This is a genomic window from Vibrio renipiscarius (genome assembly GCF_000827885.1).
Lineage (GTDB): Bacteria > Pseudomonadota > Gammaproteobacteria > Enterobacterales > Vibrionaceae > Vibrio > Vibrio renipiscarius.
Genome location: NZ_JTKH01000024.1, coordinates 176,916 through 194,031, shown reverse-complemented (window position 1 = coordinate 194,031; position 17,116 = coordinate 176,916). Strand labels below are relative to the sequence as shown.

Genomic DNA, 17,116 nt, shown 5'->3' with positions numbered 1-17,116 from the left:
AAGCCTCTGAGCGTCGATGCGCTAGGTGATGAGGTTTGAGAGTGCCAGTCAGCACTGGTGCAAGTTTAAGTTGGATGGGTAAACGGTGCCTATAAAAAAGCCTCGCATTAGCGAGGCTGTATAAGGTGTTAATGGTGGCCATTCGTTAGCAGTATGCGCGTGCCACTCGACCAGTACAATCAATCGTATAGGTGTTGGCGTAGGCAGGAATGAAGACCGATTGGCCTTTCTCAATAGAGCAACATTCGCCATTCGCGTGAGTCAGGACCATGGTTTCATCAAGAGCTAATAAGATCTCAGCGGTATTGGCGTGGATCTGACGCTGTTTTGAAGCTTGAATAAGATCAAAGTTAAAATCATCGACGGGAATAGCGTACGTTAGGACTTGATCTTGATCTTGTGGGGCAAGCAGCAGGGTATCGAAAGGCTTTTCTTCGAAAATAGTGCATGCGACTAGCTCATCGATATCCATATATTTTGGTGTTAAACCAGCGCGCAGCACGTTATCTGAGTTCGCCATGATCTCAAGCCCTGTGCCTTTTAAGTACGCATGAGGCGTTTCGGCATCTAAGAACATTGCTTGGCCAGGCTCGAGCGTGATGACGTTAAGCATCAGTGGAGCAAATAAACCGATGTCACCCGGATACTGAGTCTCAAGCTCCACAATCAACGCCATCAAAGGATCGCTTGAGTGCGTCGCATGTGCAAGAAGCGCCATGATCGCCTGATCTTTGGCTTGGCCTTCGAGTGACAATAGGCTTGAGAAGAAGGTGGCTAGGCCCTCCGCGTTTTGCGTTTCGATAAGCGCATTGACCAGTGGCGCCAGTTCGGCAATATCTAGACGCGCGAAATTGTCGATAATCTCGCCAATTGCACGGAAGCCGTTCATCGCTTGGTAGCGGGTTAACGCATAAACCAACTCAGGCTTATGGTTTGGATCTTTGTAATTGCGGTTGCCAGCAGAGTGAGGAATGCCTTGTTGTTCTTCAAGTGCATAACCGGCTTCGGCTTGCTTTTTATTTGGATGAACCTGAATTGACAGGGCATTTTCAGCAGCAAGCACTTTGAAAAGGTAAGGAAGCTCACCAAAACGTGCCGCGACTTTTTCACTGAGAAATGCATCCATATTTTGGGCAATCAACTCAGAAAGCTTGGTCTCAACCCCTTCAATATTAACCACTGAGCAACCATTCGGGTGAGCGCCCATCCAAATTTCAGCTTGAGGTTCACCATTAGGGTTTGGTGTACCGAATAATTGATTGACAGAGGTAGTACTGCCCCACGCGTAGTTTTGAATGACATTGGTCATAGGAAAAAATACAGGGGAAAGGGTTTGAATATTTTCGTTACGGAAATCAGACATCATTGTCACCATAAGTTTGCAAACATGAAATGCAACAAAGCTCTAGCAGCGGTGTTTAAGCGCGCTACTCAGGGCAAGAGAGTTTATAGCGAGTTATGCGCTTGCTGCAATTTGTTTCGCTGTACGGATTTTGTTAAGTGTTACACAAGTCAGAGTTGTGACGATTGCTTCATCGGCTTTTTTATGTGGAATCAAGAATACTCGATGCCATTTTGTAGAGAGCAATGACACACGTTGATAGATTGTGGGCTGCATGGATTCTTTGAGCTAGTGAACAAAACACGCTTCCGCTGGATATTTGTATCGGCATTAATAGAATGTGATGTGAGTCATTTAGGCGGTATTTACCCAGAAGTGAAATTAATGTGTTAAAAAATTGTTCGAGATAAAGCTTGCTTAAGTATGTGATATGTTTGCAATAAACAATGGCTCTAACTGGAGTATCAATGCATTTACTGTAGTATTGTAACCATAGTTCCGCTTTGTGATTTCACGCTATGGCGTGTTTAGAGACATCATTATATATCTATTTTTATAGCATACCGCATGCATTGAGAGAGTGCGTAAATGATTTTCCATGATCTGATTTCTACCGTTTTAAACGAACGTGAACCATTACATAAGGTGTGGTTTGCTGGCGATTTTCATACGCCACCAGAGTGCAGTTATCAGGTGAATTTCCCTCGTCTAGAGCTGGTGTTAAGTGGGGAGTACGTGAATGAAATGGAAGATCATGAACGAAAAGTAACGCAAATTATCGGCAAGCCGGGAGACGCGATTTTTATTCCCCCTAACTGTTGGAATAAACCGAATTGGGAGACGGACTGTTCCGTTCTCAGCATGTTATTTGGACGTCGACAGCTTGGTTTAAGTTTGGTGAGCAAGCGTAAAGGGGAGGTGGGTTTTTATGATATTCAAAAACACAGTATCCAAACGCGCTCAGGTTTTGCTATCGATAATATTTTGGAAGCGCTAAACGCCTTAGCGCGCGAAAGCAATAAAGAACCCATGGATGAGTTATTACTTCAAGCGTTACTTCAATACAGTAAAACGATGCTGGATAAGCCGGTAGAGCAATCACAAAATCGCGTACAAGATTTGTATCAAGGGATTTGTATCTATATTCAGGAGAATTTTTCTCGTCAAATTACCCGCGATAGTATTGCGGCGCGTTTTAGTATTTCCGCGAATCATTTATCGCGACTGTTTCGCCAGCAAGGCCATATGACCCTTGCGGATTACATTACGTGGGTAAGGGTGGATCGCGCGAAATTCATGCTGAAAAAGTACAACTTTAAACTCAATGAGGTCTCCGTTCGTTGTGGATTTAAAGATGTAAACTATTTTTGTCGAGTCTTTAAAAGTCGCACAGGAAGAACGCCGACGGAATATCGTGGGACGATCTAATGGCGTTGTGTCAACGTCAATGCTGAGATGTGGGCGTTCAGGTTTATGCGGCGATCAAGCGTGACATGGCGTACATCAAGAGCGCCTGAAGATCGACACTGGTGCGGGTTGAGCGCAATCTTTCAGCCATTTGCCCTGATAGCAAATTTCGCGTGAGGTTCGTCGCTGCGACGATTTGGTCACGTGATGGCGTCTGAGGCAGCACTAACGCAATGGCTATGCGCACCGTTCCCATCGCGGAGGCCCAATCAATCGGATTCTCACTGCTTATTACCGCGATAGAAATGGCATCGATATCTGCAAACATAACGTGAGGCAATGCAATGCCAGGCGTGACACATGTTGAAGAGCGCTCTTCTCGTTTGATAAAAGCAAGAATCAACTCATCCGGATCGGCTGGGTAAATTAGCTGAGCGAGGCCTTTAAGGCATTCAAATTTGGTTAGCGTGGTTTGGGCTTTTGCATAATGCCAGCGCACCTCACACGGTGGGGTGATTTGAGGGAGGCGTTCCGCCATTTGATTGGAAAATGGAGAGACAATATTGGCGCCCACTAAATTGAAAAAATCGCTGATCACATCTTTTAGAACAAAACAGGCAAGCTCAGCATCAATACCCATTGCCGTAATTTGACACAAGTCACCTTGCTGCAAGCCAACCTGAAGCATTGCAGAAGGTTGGCTTAGTCGCGCGGTTCGGTTCTGAGTGATATTGATAATATGCAGTGAACTTTGGAATTTTTTGGCCAAGTGACGCAACGGCTGAGCAACATGGGCACTGCCATTGGCGTCATTGACTAGAAAGGTGATTTGATACTCGTTCATCTAAAGTGTGCTAGCGGCAGTGAATAAGGAAAACTTTATCAACATTCAGTAAGACGTCTTCGATTGGTATTTGAACGTGATGAGTTCCTTCAAAGCGAGCCGCTTGTTCAATATCGATGTCAGACACAATTAAGATTTTGTCGGCGCTGGCGATATCGTGTGGCGTTAATAGGTTTTCAATACCCATAGCACCTTGGGTTTCAACTTTGATTTGGACATTAAATTTGGGTGCTGCTTTCATTAGCGCATCCGCTGCCATATAAGTATGAGCAATGCCGGTAGGGCATGCTGTCACCGCTACAATTTTCATGATTATTCTCGGCTTGATATTTGGGCTGGATACTAGCATACCGATTGTAGAAAGCATTGATTTCGCTAGATAAAGGTAAGAGATCCATCACAGTTTAAATGCTGAGTTACATTTATCCAGTTAATGCTCGTTTCGTACTATATCGTGCCGCCATTAGTGTGTTTACCCTAATGGCGCGCATGAACCGTTCAGTATTAGGTAACAAACATGGACATCACCACGTTAATAGATACAAATGCGATCTGTTTAGAGCTAAAAGCGCACACGAAAGAACAAGTGCTCACAGAGTTGGTCGACATATTAGATGGCACGGGAAAATTGGCGGATAAAGATCAATTTCTTCGTGATATTTGGAAGCGTGAGCAAATAGGGAATACTGGCTTTGAAGAGGGTATTGCGATTCCCCACGCAAAGAGTCGAGCGGTTGAACAGCCGGGTGTCGTGATTGGCATCAGTCGCAGGGGCATTGATTATGGGGCAGAAGATGGCGAACTTTCCGATGTCTTTATTATGCTTGCATCGCCTGACGGGAATGACCATCACCATATTGAAGTGCTTGCCCAGATTTCAACGAAGTTGGTTGAAGATGGTTTCGTTGCACAATTAAAAGCGGTCGACACGATTGAGCAAGCGCTTGAACTCCTGACTGACATTGAAGGTAAGAAAGCGGACGCGGTACCGCCAATAACGCTCAATACGATTTCGGCACCGTTAAGCCCTTGGAAACAAAGGCTGGCGAGGGCCAAAGAGCATTTATTGTTTGGCACTTCGCATATGATTCCCTTTATTGTGGCGGGGGGAGTATTACTTTCATTGTCGGTGATGATGTCAGGCCAAGGCGCCGTGCCAAGTACGGGCGTATTAGCGGACATCGCTCAGATGGGCATTGCGGGACTGACACTCTTTACCGTGGTATTGGGTGGTTACATCGCTTACTCCATTGCCGACAAGCCGGGCTTAGCTCCGGGTATGATTGGCGCTTGGGTTGCGGTTAGTCACTATAATACGGGTTTTTTGGGCGCGATTGTGGTCGGCTTCATTGCGGGCTACACCGTTTGTGCATTAAAAAAGATTCAGTTGCCCGATAGCATGGCATCGCTGAGTGCGATCTTTATCTACCCTTTAATTGGCACGTTTGTGACCTGTGGCGCGGTCATGTGGGTTATTGGTGAACCTATCGCCAATGCGATGGCTTCCCTTAATGATTGCTTAGCGGGATTGGCTGGTTCAGGCAAAATTCTGTTAGGGACGGTATTAGGTGCGATGACGGCTTTTGATATGGGAGGGCCGATCAATAAGGTTGCGACCTTATTTGCACAAACGCAGGTAAATACTCAACCGTGGTTGATGGGTGGGGTGGGTATCGCTATTTGTACTCCGCCACTTGGTATGGCGCTCGCCACATTACTCGCGCCGAAAAAATTTAAAGCGGATGAGCGTGAAGCGGGCAAAGCCGCAGGCATCATGGGAATGATAGGCATCAGTGAAGGTGCGATCCCTTTCGCTGCGTCGGATCCTGCCAGAGTGTTACCGGCCATTGTGGCGGGTGGCATCGTGGGCAACGTTATTGGTTTCATGTTCCATGTGTTGAATCACGCGCCTTGGGGGGGATGGATCGTCCTTCCTGTCGTGGATGGAAAGCTCGGTTACTTATTTGGCACGTTAGCCGGGGCGTTGACGACCGCCGCTATCGTGATATTGCTAAAGAAAAATGTGAGTGAACATAACGATGGCTTGAGTCATGTAGACGGTCTGTTGGGCAGCGAAGGCGAGGGAGAAGCGGATATATTGGCGGTAACCTCTTGCCCATCGGGCGTTGCGCATACGTTCCTAGCGGCGAAATCGCTAGAAAAGGCGGCATTGGCGCTAGGCATAAAAGTTAAAGTTGAAACGCAAGGCGCAAATGGCATTAATAATCGCATCACAGCTAAAGATGTGGAGCGGGCGAGGTTTGTTATTTTTGCCCACGATGTGGCGATTAAAGATCCTGAGCGATTCCAAAACATTAAGGTGGTTGATGTTTGCACAAAAGAAGCCATGCTTAATGCAACCGTGTTGCTTATGTCCAAACCCTAATTTTTGTTATGCCGATTGAGTTCAGCGTAGGTTTTAGACAAAGTAAAAAAAGAGTAAGAAAGAAGTGTTAGCCTGGTTATTTGTTCTGTGTTTATCCCCCTAAGCGCAGTGCTATGTTGTGACAACCCCGTTCTACATAAGGTTACAGCGGTTTTGGCCGTGCTTATGTTCTCCAATCATCGAGCTTATCTAGGCTCATGATCAAGAGGGCATTCGCTGGCTGACTGCCTGCAACTCAGCGGTGTTCGGGTTTCAATGTCATTAGATATTGATGAGAGGAGGATTGGATTTAGTCACCCATGAAACTGAGTATGTCATGACGATAATACAGGAACCAAAAAGCCAGCCAGAGATTTCAGGCTGGCTTTTTTATTTCAATGAAATCGTTCAAATTCCAATCGCTTCGATGGTCATTTTCTGGCTCCATCTCGTGCTAATATTCTGATTTTGATGGTTTTTAACCTATTTTGGTTGATAGAGGGTGTCGACCTCAATCATTTTCAAGTGTCACAGAGGCTTCAATTAAGTGAAACACAACTGTCATATTTCCACCCTAAAGTGGGCATCGTTGAATAAACACAACGGCAATCAAGCCATTAAAGGAATTTGTGATGAAAAAGACAGTTATCGGAGCGATTGCTCTACTTAGCACACTAGCAGTGACTACAGCTTCAGCGAAAGAAACTATCTCTGCGGTAGGTTCTAGTAGCGTAACCCCGCTGATGGAAGTTTTCTCTGAAACATATATGAAAGATAATGCGAACGTATTTATCGAAGTACAAGGACCTGGTTCTTCGGCGGGCGTGAAAGCGGCAAAAAATGGCAGTGCTGATTTAGGCATGTCATCTCGTAATCTAAAAGATTCTGAGAAAGAAGCGACATTGGTTGAAGAAGTCGTTGCTCGTGACGGTATCGCCGTTGTGGTTAACCCGAAAAACAAGCTAGACGGTCTAACAAGCGAGCAAGTTACTGCAATCTACAAAGGCGAGATCACTAACTGGAAAGATGTTGGTGGCGCAGACAAACCAATCGTTGCGATTACTCGCGATACCGCTTCAGGTACTCGTGGTGCATTTGAAGATATCATGCAGCTGAAAAAGAAAGTATCAGGCATGAAAGTATCAGCTATCTCTCAACGCGCTCAAGTGGCTAACGGTAACGGCGCATTGAAGACAATGGTAGCTTCTAACCCATACGCAATCGGCTACATCTCGCTAGGCACCGTTGATGGTTCAGTCAATGCTCTGGATATCAATGGCACGCAAGCATCAGTAGTGAACGTGAAAAACGGTTCTTACGAAGTCGCTCGTCCTTTCCTTGTGCTTTACCAAGAAGGCAAGCCATCGGCTGAAACGCAAAAATTCCTAGACTGGATGCTAACGGCAGAAGCGCAAGCACTTGTTGAGCAAAAGGGTTACATCTCAGTTAACTAATATCTTGAAAGAACTTTAATTGCTCAGCCTACTTTTTGGGCTGAGCCTTTTGTTACACCAGCGACTCGTCGTGTAGTCTCTGAAGTGTGATTTTTATGACCATCGCAACAAATAGTGAAAAGCTTATGAACACTCAAGCGACTCAAATCTCAAAGTCTAAGCTGCGAGCCAAAAAGGGCGTTGACTGGAAAGAACGTATTTTTCATGGATTGTTTCTTACCAGTGCCGCTATCGGTATTATTTCCTTAACCGTTATTGCTTACTTTATTGTTCGTGAATCTATTCCTGCCTTTCAAGCGGCAGGTGTTTCCGGCATTGTATTAGGACAAGATTGGTTGCCGCCGGCACTTTATGGTGTCGCAACGATGATTGTTGCTTCTGTTGTCTCTACTTTTGGAGCTGTCGTTGTGGGCGTCCCGGTTGGGGTGTTGACGGCAATATTCATTGCAGAGATTGCCCCTAAACGCCTTGCGGATGTTATTCGTCCTGCTGTTGAACTGCTTGCGGGTATTCCATCGGTTGTTTACGGCTTTTTTGGCTTGGTGATCATTGTTCCTCTTATTCAAAACGTCTTTGATGTACCAGCGGGTAATACGATCTTAGCGGGTATCATTGTACTTGGTGTGATGATTCTACCAACCGTTATCACGGTTTCAGAAACGTCGATTCGCGCCGTTCCCCGAACGTACAAAGAAGGCTCGTTAGCGTTAGGCGCTTCCAAAATTTACACCATTTTTAAATTGCTCGTTCCTGCCGCTCGTTCAGGCATCATGACCGGTGTCATTTTAGGTATTGGCCGTGCTTTGGGTGAAACGATGGCCATTATCATGGTGATGGGTAATGCACCGGCAATGCCAGAAGGTATTTTAGACGCTGCTCGAACACTGACAGCGAATATTGCGATTGAAATGTCATACGCAAGTGGTGTGCATGCAAGCGCCCTCTATGCGACAGGTGTTGTATTGCTAGCGTTTATTATGATGCTGAATGCCGCGCTACTTTATCTCAATCGTCAGAAAATTAAATAGGACGGGTGATGGCTATGGATCACGCAAAACTGAAACGTTCACGCCAGCGTAAAGACACCATTTTAAGTGGTTTTGTCTGGGCGGCAGCGGCATTAACCGTTGGTTTTTTATTTTGGATTATTTGGTACATTTTATCGAATGGCCTGCAACACGTAGATTGGAATTTCATTACGGATGATTACACCCGCACGGGTGATGAGCATGGTATTTTCCCAATGATCGTCTCGACCCTCTATATGGTGATGGCATCAATAGCAGTGGCAGCTCCTTTAGGCATTATGACGGCGATTTACTTAACGGAATACTCAAAGGTGGGTAGCCGTTTAGTTAAGGTCATCCGTTTTTGTACAGAGTCACTTGCGGGTATACCGTCGATCATTTTTGGTCTGTTTGGTATGACGTTTTTTGTCGCGGTTCTTGGTTTAGGTTTCTCTATTCTATCCGGCGCACTAACGCTTAGTATCTTGATTTTACCAGTCATCATTCGTACGACAGAAGAAGCATTGATGTCAGTCCCTCATGCTTACCGAGAAGGTTCATACGCATTAGGGTCTTCGAAAATATATACTATTTGGCGTCTAATCTTACCAAGTGCGATGCCAGGCATTTCAACGGCAATAATTTTAAGTGTCGGTCGTGTCATCGGTGAGTCTGCCCCTGTCTTCTTGACGGCCGGTATGGTGGCTCGTATCCCTGATTCACTATTGGATTCAGGGCGTACTTTGACGGTCCACCTTTATAAATTAACTACCGAGTTGTTTACCATTGAAGAATGGAATCAAGCATACGGAACCGCAACAGTATTGATTGTTGTTGTGCTACTGATCAATATGGCGACAAAACTCATCGCGAGACGCTTTAATACCGCGACTTATTAAGTTTACGCGTGTTTTCTTTCAGATAAGAGAAACAACTAGGATGATGAAAAAATCATCGCCGCGTTGAGTTAACGAATTCAAGAGACAAAAAAATGAACAAATTTAATATTGAAAACCTAGATTTATTTTATGGCGAGAACCAAGCGCTAAAATCGATTAATTTACCAATTCCAACTCGTCAAGTGACCGCATTGATCGGCCCGTCAGGTTGTGGCAAATCGACGTTATTACGTTGTTTAAACCGCATGAATGACTTGATTGAGGGAGTGAAAATCACTGGTAAGCTCACCATGGATAACGAAGATATCTATGGCAATATCGATGTCGCGGATCTGCGCATTAAAGTGGGGATGGTTTTCCAAAAGCCGAACCCATTCCCAATGAGCATTTATGAGAACGTCGCGTATGGGCTGCGAGCTCAGGGAATTAAAGACAAGCAACACATTGATGAAGTGGTCGAGCGTTCATTGCGTGGTGCAGCATTATGGGATGAAGTTAAAGACCGTCTTAAGTCTCACGCTTTTGGTCTTTCTGGTGGTCAGCAACAGCGTTTGTGTATTGCGCGCACGATCGCGATGGAGCCGGATGTTATTTTGATGGACGAACCTACGTCTGCACTTGATCCTATCGCGACGCATAAAATTGAAGAGCTGATGGAAGGTTTAAAGAAAAATTATACGATCGTTATTGTGACACACTCAATGCAACAAGCTCGTCGTATTTCAGATCGCACCGCCTTCTTTTTAATGGGTGAATTAGTTGAACATGACGAAACGAGTGTGATATTTAGCTCACCAAGGGACGACCGTACTCAAGGCTATGTAAATGGCGATTTTGGCTAAAAATGGCCTTTAAATAAATTATAACTATAAGCGATGGTAAATGTTACCCCTCCTATGTGAGGGGTTTTTTTATGCAAAAAATGCATTGATCAAATCTATTTTTCTCATCATAAAAACCTTGTTAAATCAGGGGGTTTTCATAGGTGGTGCATATTGTAAATAGCATGTTTGTTACATGCCTAGGCATCATTTTGTTTAATGAATAAGTATTACTTTATTATTGTTCCTATGGTTTTAAATACTTAAGTTTCGGTTTTATTTTGTTTGAACATGGATCGAAAAAACGTAATAAAGGTAATCTACTTACATATTAGATTGTTTTTGTTTGCTTATTCTCACTTTTAATAATTGTTGCAATGTCAAAAGTGGGAATAAAGAAAATGTGAGCTAATTTAAGTTTGTTTTTAGCGCAAAAAAATACAGACTATGTGTTCGTTATAGTGACGAATAACACATTCCATGATGCTATTTGTCTTTTGTTATATCGAAAAGTATTCGTCTAAAACAGGGAAGATAGACATGATAGAAATGGGCATTATAAAAAGGCATGGTGATGAACATGTCATTGCATACAGGGTGTCAGATATCGCCATTATAGCCACAACGATTTTTATCGCTGCGGCACTTTATGCTGATACTTGGAGTGTATACTACCTACTAGCGACCAGTGTCGTTGTCGTCGCTTTCATGGTCATGGCCGAGCTTCTTGGAGCGTACAACCCTTCTGCTGTTTCTTCATTACGTCAAACCTTTGCTCCGATTTTGCTCGCGTGGCTGTGTTCTATTGGTTTGCTACTTGTGTTTACTTTTGGTTTTAAGGTGACCGATTATTTCTCACGTCTAGCGATGTCAACTTGGTTCGTTGCTACGCCAGCATTGCTAGCCTCATACCGCGTTGCTTATAGCAAGTTGCGTACGTCATCTAAGTCAGATTCGTACGAGAAAAAAAGCATTATTATTGGCGCGACCCCAGCCGGTCTTGCGCTGGCAAGAGAAATAGAATCATCGAACCATCATGGTCTTCGTTTGATTGGCATTTTTGATGATCGTAGCCCTGAGCGATTACAAAGCGATAATCTTTCAACCCCACTTTGCGGCTCTATTAACGATGCATTGAGAATGGCGAAAGAACGCAACTTCCGTCACGTCTATGTGGCGCTTCCTATGCAAGCTTCAAACCGTATTAAAGAAGTCATTAACTATTTTGCCGATAGTACCGCGCGTGTCTACATAGTGCCGGATTTCTTTACTTATGACCTTATTCAATCTCGCTGGCGTAATGTCGGTAATATCCCAACGCTTAGTATTCATGACACGCCGTTCTACGGAACGTCGACGTTCGTTAAACGCTTGGAAGATATCGTTGTTTCAACGCTGATTTTGATGCTGATTAGCCCGGTTTTATTCGCGGTTGCGATTGGTGTGAAGTTGTCTTCTCCTGGCCCTGTTATTTTTAAGCAAGATCGCTATGGACTGGATGGCAAAAAAATCAAAGTGTGGAAGTTCCGCTCGATGCGTTCGATGGATAACGGAGAAGTGGTTAAACAAGCGACGAAAGGCGACCCGCGTATAACGAAATTTGGTGCTTTCATACGCAGAACATCTTTGGACGAGTTGCCCCAGTTTATCAACGTGTTACAAGGTCGTATGTCGATTGTTGGTCCAAGACCTCATGCGGTATCACACAACGAAGAGTACCGCCAAATTGTTAATCGCTACATGCTACGCCATCAAGTCAAGCCGGGCATTACCGGATGGGCACAGATCAATGGTTACCGTGGTGAGACCGACACCGTTGATAAAATGGAAAAGCGCGTAGAGTACGATCTTAGCTACATTCGAAAGTGGTCTTTGTGGTTGGATATCAAGATTATATTTCTAACTATTTTTAAAGGATTTGTCGGTAAGACCGCGTATTAATTTAACCGGTAAAATTAGGTGTGAAAGTGATTAAAAAGCTGTTTGAAATCATGGTGCTAAGTTGTCTTTTTATCGGATCCGTTAAGGCGGAAGACCGCAATTTATATCAACTCGCCGCTGGTGATGTGATTAGCATTAAAGTCTATGGTGAAGAAAATCTCACGATCGAAGAACAGAAAATTGATAATCGAGAAGTGATTGATTATCCGTACCTCGGTGTTATCGCCATTGGGGGAAAAACCCTAAAGCAGATTCAAAGCGAGATAACGCTTGGTCTTAAAGGCGATTATTTAGTTAACCCTAAGGTCAATGTCGCAATTGTTCGTTATAGAAACGTTTACATCAATGGCCTCGTCAATAAACCTGGTGGGTATGAATATGAACCGGGTCTTACGGTACAAAAGGCAATTTCTTTAGCGGGCGGTGTAATGAGTAAATATCGCCGAAGTGCACGCGCTTATCGAACGAAATCTTCCGAGTCTGATCAGTATGCAAACCTATCGGCAGATCAGCTAGCACTAGAATTTAAGAAAGATACAGAGACTGAAGCTGAGCTATATCAGGTTATACACCCTGGTGACACGATACATGTCGTTGCTTCTTTTTGGTAATCACTATAGCCAATCGGTTCAATTTGACGAATTATTAGGGAAAGTATGAAGTTACTAAGCGATGAAAAAACCCCAGTGGAAGGGGAGTCAGTAGATTTTGGCAAATACGTCGTTTTGTTAAAACGAAGCTGGTTTAAAATCTCGTTGTTTACCGCCTTGGTTACGGTTTTGTCAGTGCTGTTTGCACTGTCGATTCAACCGACATATAACGCGACGGCGACGCTGCTTATTGAGTCCAATACGAGTAAAGCAGTATCGATTGAAGAAGTCGTGGGCATTGATTCAACTCAGCAAGAGTATTATTTGACTCAATTTGAGATTTTGAAATCTCGCCGTATTGCAGAGCGTGTGATTGAAAAACTGCAGTTAGATCAGTTGCCAGAGTTTAATCCTTACATTGATCCAAAGCCAACGCTGATCTCTTTAGCGAAAGAGCGAATCTATGCATTGCCGATATTTGCATCAGAAGAGACACAACCTGCGTTAACCGACGAAGAGTTAGCGGCAAAAACCCGTTATGCGGTTTTAAAGTCATTTCAATCTAAGTTGTATATTTCGCCAATTCGAAAAACACAACTGGTGCGTATCACATTCGCCTCTATAGATGCGAAACTTGCGGCAGAAGTTGCGAATGCAGTGGGTGAGGCCTACATTGTCGAAGGACTTGATGCTCGTTTAGATGCGACAGAGCATGCGTCTAGTTGGATCTCTGGCCGAATGGCGCAATTGCAAGAGCAATTAAAAAATTCAGAGACAGCGTTGATTGAGTTTCTCGCGGCAGAAAAGCTGGTGGACGATGCCGAAAGTGGTATTGATGTTCAAGCGAGTGCTGTTATTAATGACCTCATTTTGCGTCTAAGTGAAGTGACCGACCGTCGTATTCAACTTGAATCTGCGTATAGCACTTTAAGTTCTGGCGGTGCACTGGCGGTGACAGATGTCTCTTCATTACCTGAAATTTCAAAGCACCCACAAGTCATTAATTTGCGTAGCCTGATAGCCGACGCGAGAAAAGATCAAACGGAGTTATCAAAGACCTATGGCCCTAAGCACGAACAGATGATCGCCGTGCAAGCCAAGCGTAGTAACTTAGAAACTCAGCTGACCCAATTAATTAAGCAACTGGTGGGCGGCATTGGTAAAGAGCTTCAAGCGGTACGATCTCAAGAACAGCTAATTACACGTGAACTGGATAATCGTAAGCAAGAGTTCCAAAGTTTAACGGTTAAAAAGCGTCAATATGAGGCGCTTCTGCGTGAAGAAGAGACAAACCGAAATATCCTTAATATCTTTTTAAATCGCCAAAAAGAAACCACGGCGACGAGCGATTTTGATTCTCGTAATGCGCGTTTTACAGACTATGCGTTGGAACCTCAGTTTCCTGCAAAGCCAAATAGAAAGCTAATTGTGGCTTTTGCGATGATCGCCTCTTTACTCTCTGCGATTTCAGTCGTGCTGCTGCTCGATGCGTTTAATAACACCATTACCTCAATCAAGCACTGTGAAGACAAGTTGGGCTTAATCCCTCTTGGGGGTATACCCAAACTGAAGAAGCTTAAAAAGCAAGCGCTTGGGAGTGATGTTTTCTTCAGTAAAAAACACATGACGTTCAACGAATCAATTCGTTCAACAAGAACAGCGTTAGCGTTAGCCAACCGAGGCGGTAAATTTATCACTCTCTCTTCATCGCTGCCTAATGAGGGGAAAACAACGTGTTCCGTTAACTTGGCGCTGGCTTTTTCAAAAGTGGAAAAAACACTGCTAATTGATTGTGACTTAAGAAAATCTGCGGTTGCGGAGCGCTTTGGACATAAACGTTACAAGCCCGGCCTGACCAATCACCTTCTGATGAATACCAGTTTGGAAGAGTGTCTTTTTGTGGATACGCGAACAGGGTTAACCGTATTGCCTGCGGGCATGCCTACGCCGAATCCTCAAGAATTGTTGAGTTCAGAACGTTTCTCACAATTGTTGCATCAACTTGCCGAGCAGTTTGATCGCATCGTGATTGATACGCCACCCGCTTTGGTTGTCTCAGATGCAATGATTGTGAGTAAAGTGACGGGCAAAGTGGTGGTGGTATTGAAAGCGTCCAGCACTCGAGTCACAACACTGCGTAACACCATTTCTCGTTTCATGGCCTATGACGTGCAATTTGAAGGTGTGTTGCTCAATCAAATCAGTGAAGGGAAAGGTAAGCAAGATTACGTTTATGGGGATTATATCCACCATATCGATCATGACGCGGAAGTACAGCAATCATAAATGGGGGAAAAAGATGATGGATTTTACCTATAGCATTGTGGTGCCTCATTATAATAGCCATGACGAGTTAGACCGTCTGTTTGAGTCGATACCTGCGCGCGCGGATATCCAAATTATTGTTGTTGACGATAATAGTAGAGAAGCCATCGATGTGAGTGGTTTTACTGATAAGCATCATCGACACCACATCGAATTTTATGTGAATGACACAGGTGTTGACGGTGCCGGATCTGCTCGCAACATCGCGTTGTCACACGTACGTGGCCAGTACACACTCTTCGCCGATGCGGATGATTTTTTTTGTGATGGTGCCTTTGAGTTGCTTGATACTATTTTGCAAGGTGATGATATTTCATATTTTTCACCTACAGCTCAATGTGACGTGACAGGGGGAGACTCTGATCGTCATCACCTTTATGCCAATTTGGTAAACGATTATTTGTCGGTAGGGGATGAAGAGATTCGTTATCACTTTTCCGTACCATGGAGCAAAGTTTATCTAACGGAATTTCTCGAAGATCATGCGTTATATTTTGACGACGTCATCGCGTCAAATGACGTGATGTTTTCCTTGGTCTCAGGCCATAAGGCCAAACGCATTGCCGCTTATCAAAACGAAATTTATTGCGTTACGCGAGGTAAAGGGACCTTAACGGTGAACTTTGAGCCTGAAGTTGTGCGCTCTCGTTATTTGGTTGAAATCGCTCGAGCTGATTATATTGCCAAGTTTGATATCACGACTGAAAAACCGTCCTTTTATAAGATGGTTAAGAATTTCCATAAGGTGATGTCGCTTGGAGAGTTTGCGTATGTGTTAGGTTTGCTTTTACAACGAAAGATAACCGTTGTGCCTAGACGAACCTATTACTACCTCAAGAATCCTTTCGAAGCATTTAGTCGTGTTATTAACAGAAAATCGTCGGAAAGCAGTCAAAGATATCAAGCGTAGTGGGGATTCCACTGAAGTTAACGTTTAAAAATTATGGAAAATTTATGAAGATTACAGTCGTTGGCACAGGTTATGTTGGTTTATCAAATGCGGTGCTCCTTGCGCAAAATCATCAAGTCGTCGCGTTGGATATTGATGCGGTAAAAGTCGATAAAATTAATCAACGTCTATCCCCAATCTCCGATGTGGAAATTGAACGTTTTTTATCGGATAAATCGCTTGATTTAACGGCGACCTTAGATAAGACGGCTGCTTACCAAAATGCAGATTATATTATTGTCGCGACGCCGACTAACTATGATCCAGAAACGAATTTCTTTGATACCAGCTCAGTAGAATCGGTGATCAGTGAAGTAAAACGCTATGCGCCACACGCGATTGTGGTGATCAAATCAACGGTTCCTGTTGGTTTTACAGAGCGAGTTAAACAAACATTAGATTTTGACAACATTTTGTTTTCACCAGAGTTTTTACGAGAAGGTAAAGCGTTACACGATAATCTTTACCCGTCACGCATCATTGTTGGCGAACATTCCGCTCGTGCTGAAATTTTTGCCGGACTGCTGGTGGAAGGCGCAATCAAAACTGATATTCAGGTGTTGTTTACCAATTCCACAGAAGCGGAAGCGGTGAAGTTATTTTCAAACACTTATCTTGCCATGCGCGTGGCCTATTTTAATGAACTCGACTCTTACGCGGAGAGTCATGGTCTTGATGCTCGTCAAATTATTGAAGGCGTCGGCCTCGATCCTCGCATCGGTAGTCATTACAACAATCCATCGTTTGGGTATGGCGGTTACTGTTTGCCTAAAGATACCAAGCAACTGCTCGCAAACTACCAAGATGTCCCTAACAATCTAATCCAGGCCATCGTTGAAGCGAATACGACGAGAAAAGATTTTGTCGCGCGTTCAATCGTTAATAAACAGCCCCGAGTTGTTGGGGTTTATCGTTTGATCATGAAAGCCGGTTCGGACAATTTTCGAGCGTCGAGCATTCAAGGCATCATGAAGCGTATCAAAGCAAAAGGCATTGAAGTTATTGTCTACGAACCTCTTCTCGAAGAGCCACATTTTTACAACTCAGAAGTCGTGAATGATTTCGAGGCGTTTAAGCAAATCAGCGATGTTATCGTGAGTAACCGTATGGTTGAAGAGCTCGCAGATGTTGCAGATAAAGTTTATACACGTGACCTTTTTGGCAGTGATTAG

Annotated in this window: 14 protein-coding genes; 11 read left to right on the top strand and 3 right to left on the bottom strand. The window is 44.1% G+C overall.

Going from position 1 to position 17,116, the window contains the following annotated elements; genetic code table 11:
- Positions 1 to 145: 145 nt before the first annotated feature.
- Complete coding sequence (manA, locus tag OJ16_RS14545) at positions 146 to 1,363, bottom strand: mannose-6-phosphate isomerase, class I (RefSeq protein WP_040991977.1); 1,218 nt, start codon at positions 1,361 to 1,363, stop codon at positions 146 to 148.
- Positions 1,364 to 1,930: 567 nt separating this feature from the next.
- Here manA and OJ16_RS14540 point away from each other — a divergent pair.
- On the top strand, positions 1,931 to 2,770 hold the full coding sequence (locus OJ16_RS14540) for an AraC family transcriptional regulator (RefSeq protein WP_040991976.1): 840 nt from the start codon (positions 1,931 to 1,933) through the stop codon (positions 2,768 to 2,770).
- Positions 2,771 to 2,813: 43 nt separating this feature from the next.
- On the opposite strand, the gene OJ16_RS14535 is transcribed toward OJ16_RS14540, so the two are convergent.
- Together OJ16_RS14535 and OJ16_RS14530 are read right to left on the bottom strand one after the other, a co-directional pair.
- Complete coding sequence (locus OJ16_RS14535) at positions 2,814 to 3,593, bottom strand: PTS sugar transporter subunit IIA (protein ID WP_040991975.1); 780 nt, start codon at positions 3,591 to 3,593, stop codon at positions 2,814 to 2,816.
- A gap of 10 nt (positions 3,594 to 3,603) precedes the next feature.
- Complete coding sequence (locus OJ16_RS14530; RefSeq protein WP_040991974.1) at positions 3,604 to 3,903, bottom strand: PTS fructose transporter subunit IIB; 300 nt, start codon at positions 3,901 to 3,903, stop codon at positions 3,604 to 3,606.
- Between the two features lie 207 nt (positions 3,904 to 4,110).
- Here OJ16_RS14530 and OJ16_RS14525 point away from each other — a divergent pair, with 207 nt between their 5' ends.
- The 10 genes from OJ16_RS14525 (at position 4,111) to OJ16_RS14480 (ending at position 17,116) form a co-directional block, all read left to right on the top strand.
- Positions 4,111 to 5,979 carry a fructose-specific PTS transporter subunit EIIC gene (locus OJ16_RS14525; protein ID WP_040991973.1) on the top strand — a complete coding sequence of 623 codons (1,869 nt, stop codon included), beginning with the start codon at positions 4,111 to 4,113 and terminating at the stop codon, positions 5,977 to 5,979.
- Between the two features lie 611 nt (positions 5,980 to 6,590).
- Positions 6,591 to 7,412, top strand: coding sequence for a phosphate ABC transporter substrate-binding protein (locus OJ16_RS14520; protein ID WP_040991972.1), 822 nt, complete (start codon positions 6,591 to 6,593; stop codon positions 7,410 to 7,412).
- 95 nt (positions 7,413 to 7,507) lie between these two features.
- Positions 7,508 to 8,440, top strand: coding sequence for a phosphate ABC transporter permease subunit PstC (gene pstC, locus OJ16_RS14515; protein ID WP_040991971.1), 933 nt, complete (start codon positions 7,508 to 7,510; stop codon positions 8,438 to 8,440).
- Between the two features lie 14 nt (positions 8,441 to 8,454).
- Positions 8,455 to 9,318, top strand: coding sequence for a phosphate ABC transporter permease PstA (gene pstA / locus OJ16_RS14510; protein ID WP_040992710.1), 864 nt, complete (start codon positions 8,455 to 8,457; stop codon positions 9,316 to 9,318).
- A gap of 92 nt (positions 9,319 to 9,410) precedes the next feature.
- Entirely contained in the window at positions 9,411 to 10,160 is a 750-nt protein-coding gene (gene pstB, locus OJ16_RS14505; protein ID WP_040991970.1) for a phosphate ABC transporter ATP-binding protein PstB, read from the top strand.
- Positions 10,161 to 10,679: 519 nt separating this feature from the next.
- Entirely contained in the window at positions 10,680 to 12,080 is a 1,401-nt protein-coding gene (locus OJ16_RS14500) for an undecaprenyl-phosphate glucose phosphotransferase (protein WP_040991969.1), read from the top strand.
- Positions 12,081 to 12,106: 26 nt separating this feature from the next.
- Positions 12,107 to 12,691: a polysaccharide biosynthesis/export family protein gene (locus OJ16_RS14495; RefSeq protein ID WP_040991968.1), complete on the top strand. Its 585-nt coding sequence runs from the start codon at positions 12,107 to 12,109 to the stop codon at positions 12,689 to 12,691.
- A 45-nt stretch (positions 12,692 to 12,736) separates the two neighbouring features.
- Positions 12,737 to 14,956 (top strand): GumC family protein, encoded by a 2,220-nt coding sequence (locus OJ16_RS14490; RefSeq protein ID WP_040991967.1) that lies wholly within the window; start codon positions 12,737 to 12,739, stop codon positions 14,954 to 14,956.
- Positions 14,957 to 14,969: 13 nt separating this feature from the next.
- Entirely contained in the window at positions 14,970 to 15,905 is a 936-nt protein-coding gene (locus OJ16_RS14485) for a glycosyltransferase family 2 protein (RefSeq protein ID WP_236688429.1), read from the top strand.
- A 44-nt stretch (positions 15,906 to 15,949) separates the two neighbouring features.
- Positions 15,950 to 17,116 (top strand): nucleotide sugar dehydrogenase, encoded by a 1,167-nt coding sequence (locus OJ16_RS14480; protein WP_040991965.1) that lies wholly within the window; start codon positions 15,950 to 15,952, stop codon positions 17,114 to 17,116.

What these genes read in the sequence shown, in the direction of transcription:
- manA (WP_040991977.1), bottom strand. Translation starts at nt 1,363, where the DNA reads ATGTCTGATTTCCGTAACGAAAATATTCAAACCCTTTCCCCTGTATTT.
- OJ16_RS14540 (WP_040991976.1), top strand. Translation starts at nt 1,931, where the DNA reads ATGATTTTCCATGATCTGATTTCTACCGTTTTAAACGAACGTGAACCA.
- OJ16_RS14535 (WP_040991975.1), bottom strand. Translation starts at nt 3,593, where the DNA reads ATGAACGAGTATCAAATCACCTTTCTAGTCAATGACGCCAATGGCAGT.
- OJ16_RS14530 (WP_040991974.1), bottom strand. Translation starts at nt 3,903, where the DNA reads ATGAAAATTGTAGCGGTGACAGCATGCCCTACCGGCATTGCTCATACT.
- OJ16_RS14525 (WP_040991973.1), top strand. Translation starts at nt 4,111, where the DNA reads ATGGACATCACCACGTTAATAGATACAAATGCGATCTGTTTAGAGCTA.
- OJ16_RS14520 (WP_040991972.1), top strand. Translation starts at nt 6,591, where the DNA reads ATGAAAAAGACAGTTATCGGAGCGATTGCTCTACTTAGCACACTAGCA.
- pstC (WP_040991971.1), top strand. Translation starts at nt 7,508, where the DNA reads ATGACCATCGCAACAAATAGTGAAAAGCTTATGAACACTCAAGCGACT.
- pstA (WP_040992710.1), top strand. Translation starts at nt 8,455, where the DNA reads ATGGATCACGCAAAACTGAAACGTTCACGCCAGCGTAAAGACACCATT.
- pstB (WP_040991970.1), top strand. Translation starts at nt 9,411, where the DNA reads ATGAACAAATTTAATATTGAAAACCTAGATTTATTTTATGGCGAGAAC.
- OJ16_RS14500 (WP_040991969.1), top strand. Translation starts at nt 10,680, where the DNA reads ATGATAGAAATGGGCATTATAAAAAGGCATGGTGATGAACATGTCATT.
- OJ16_RS14490 (WP_040991967.1), top strand. Translation starts at nt 12,737, where the DNA reads ATGAAGTTACTAAGCGATGAAAAAACCCCAGTGGAAGGGGAGTCAGTA.
- OJ16_RS14485 (WP_236688429.1), top strand. Translation starts at nt 14,970, where the DNA reads ATGATGGATTTTACCTATAGCATTGTGGTGCCTCATTATAATAGCCAT.
- OJ16_RS14480 (WP_040991965.1), top strand. Translation starts at nt 15,950, where the DNA reads ATGAAGATTACAGTCGTTGGCACAGGTTATGTTGGTTTATCAAATGCG.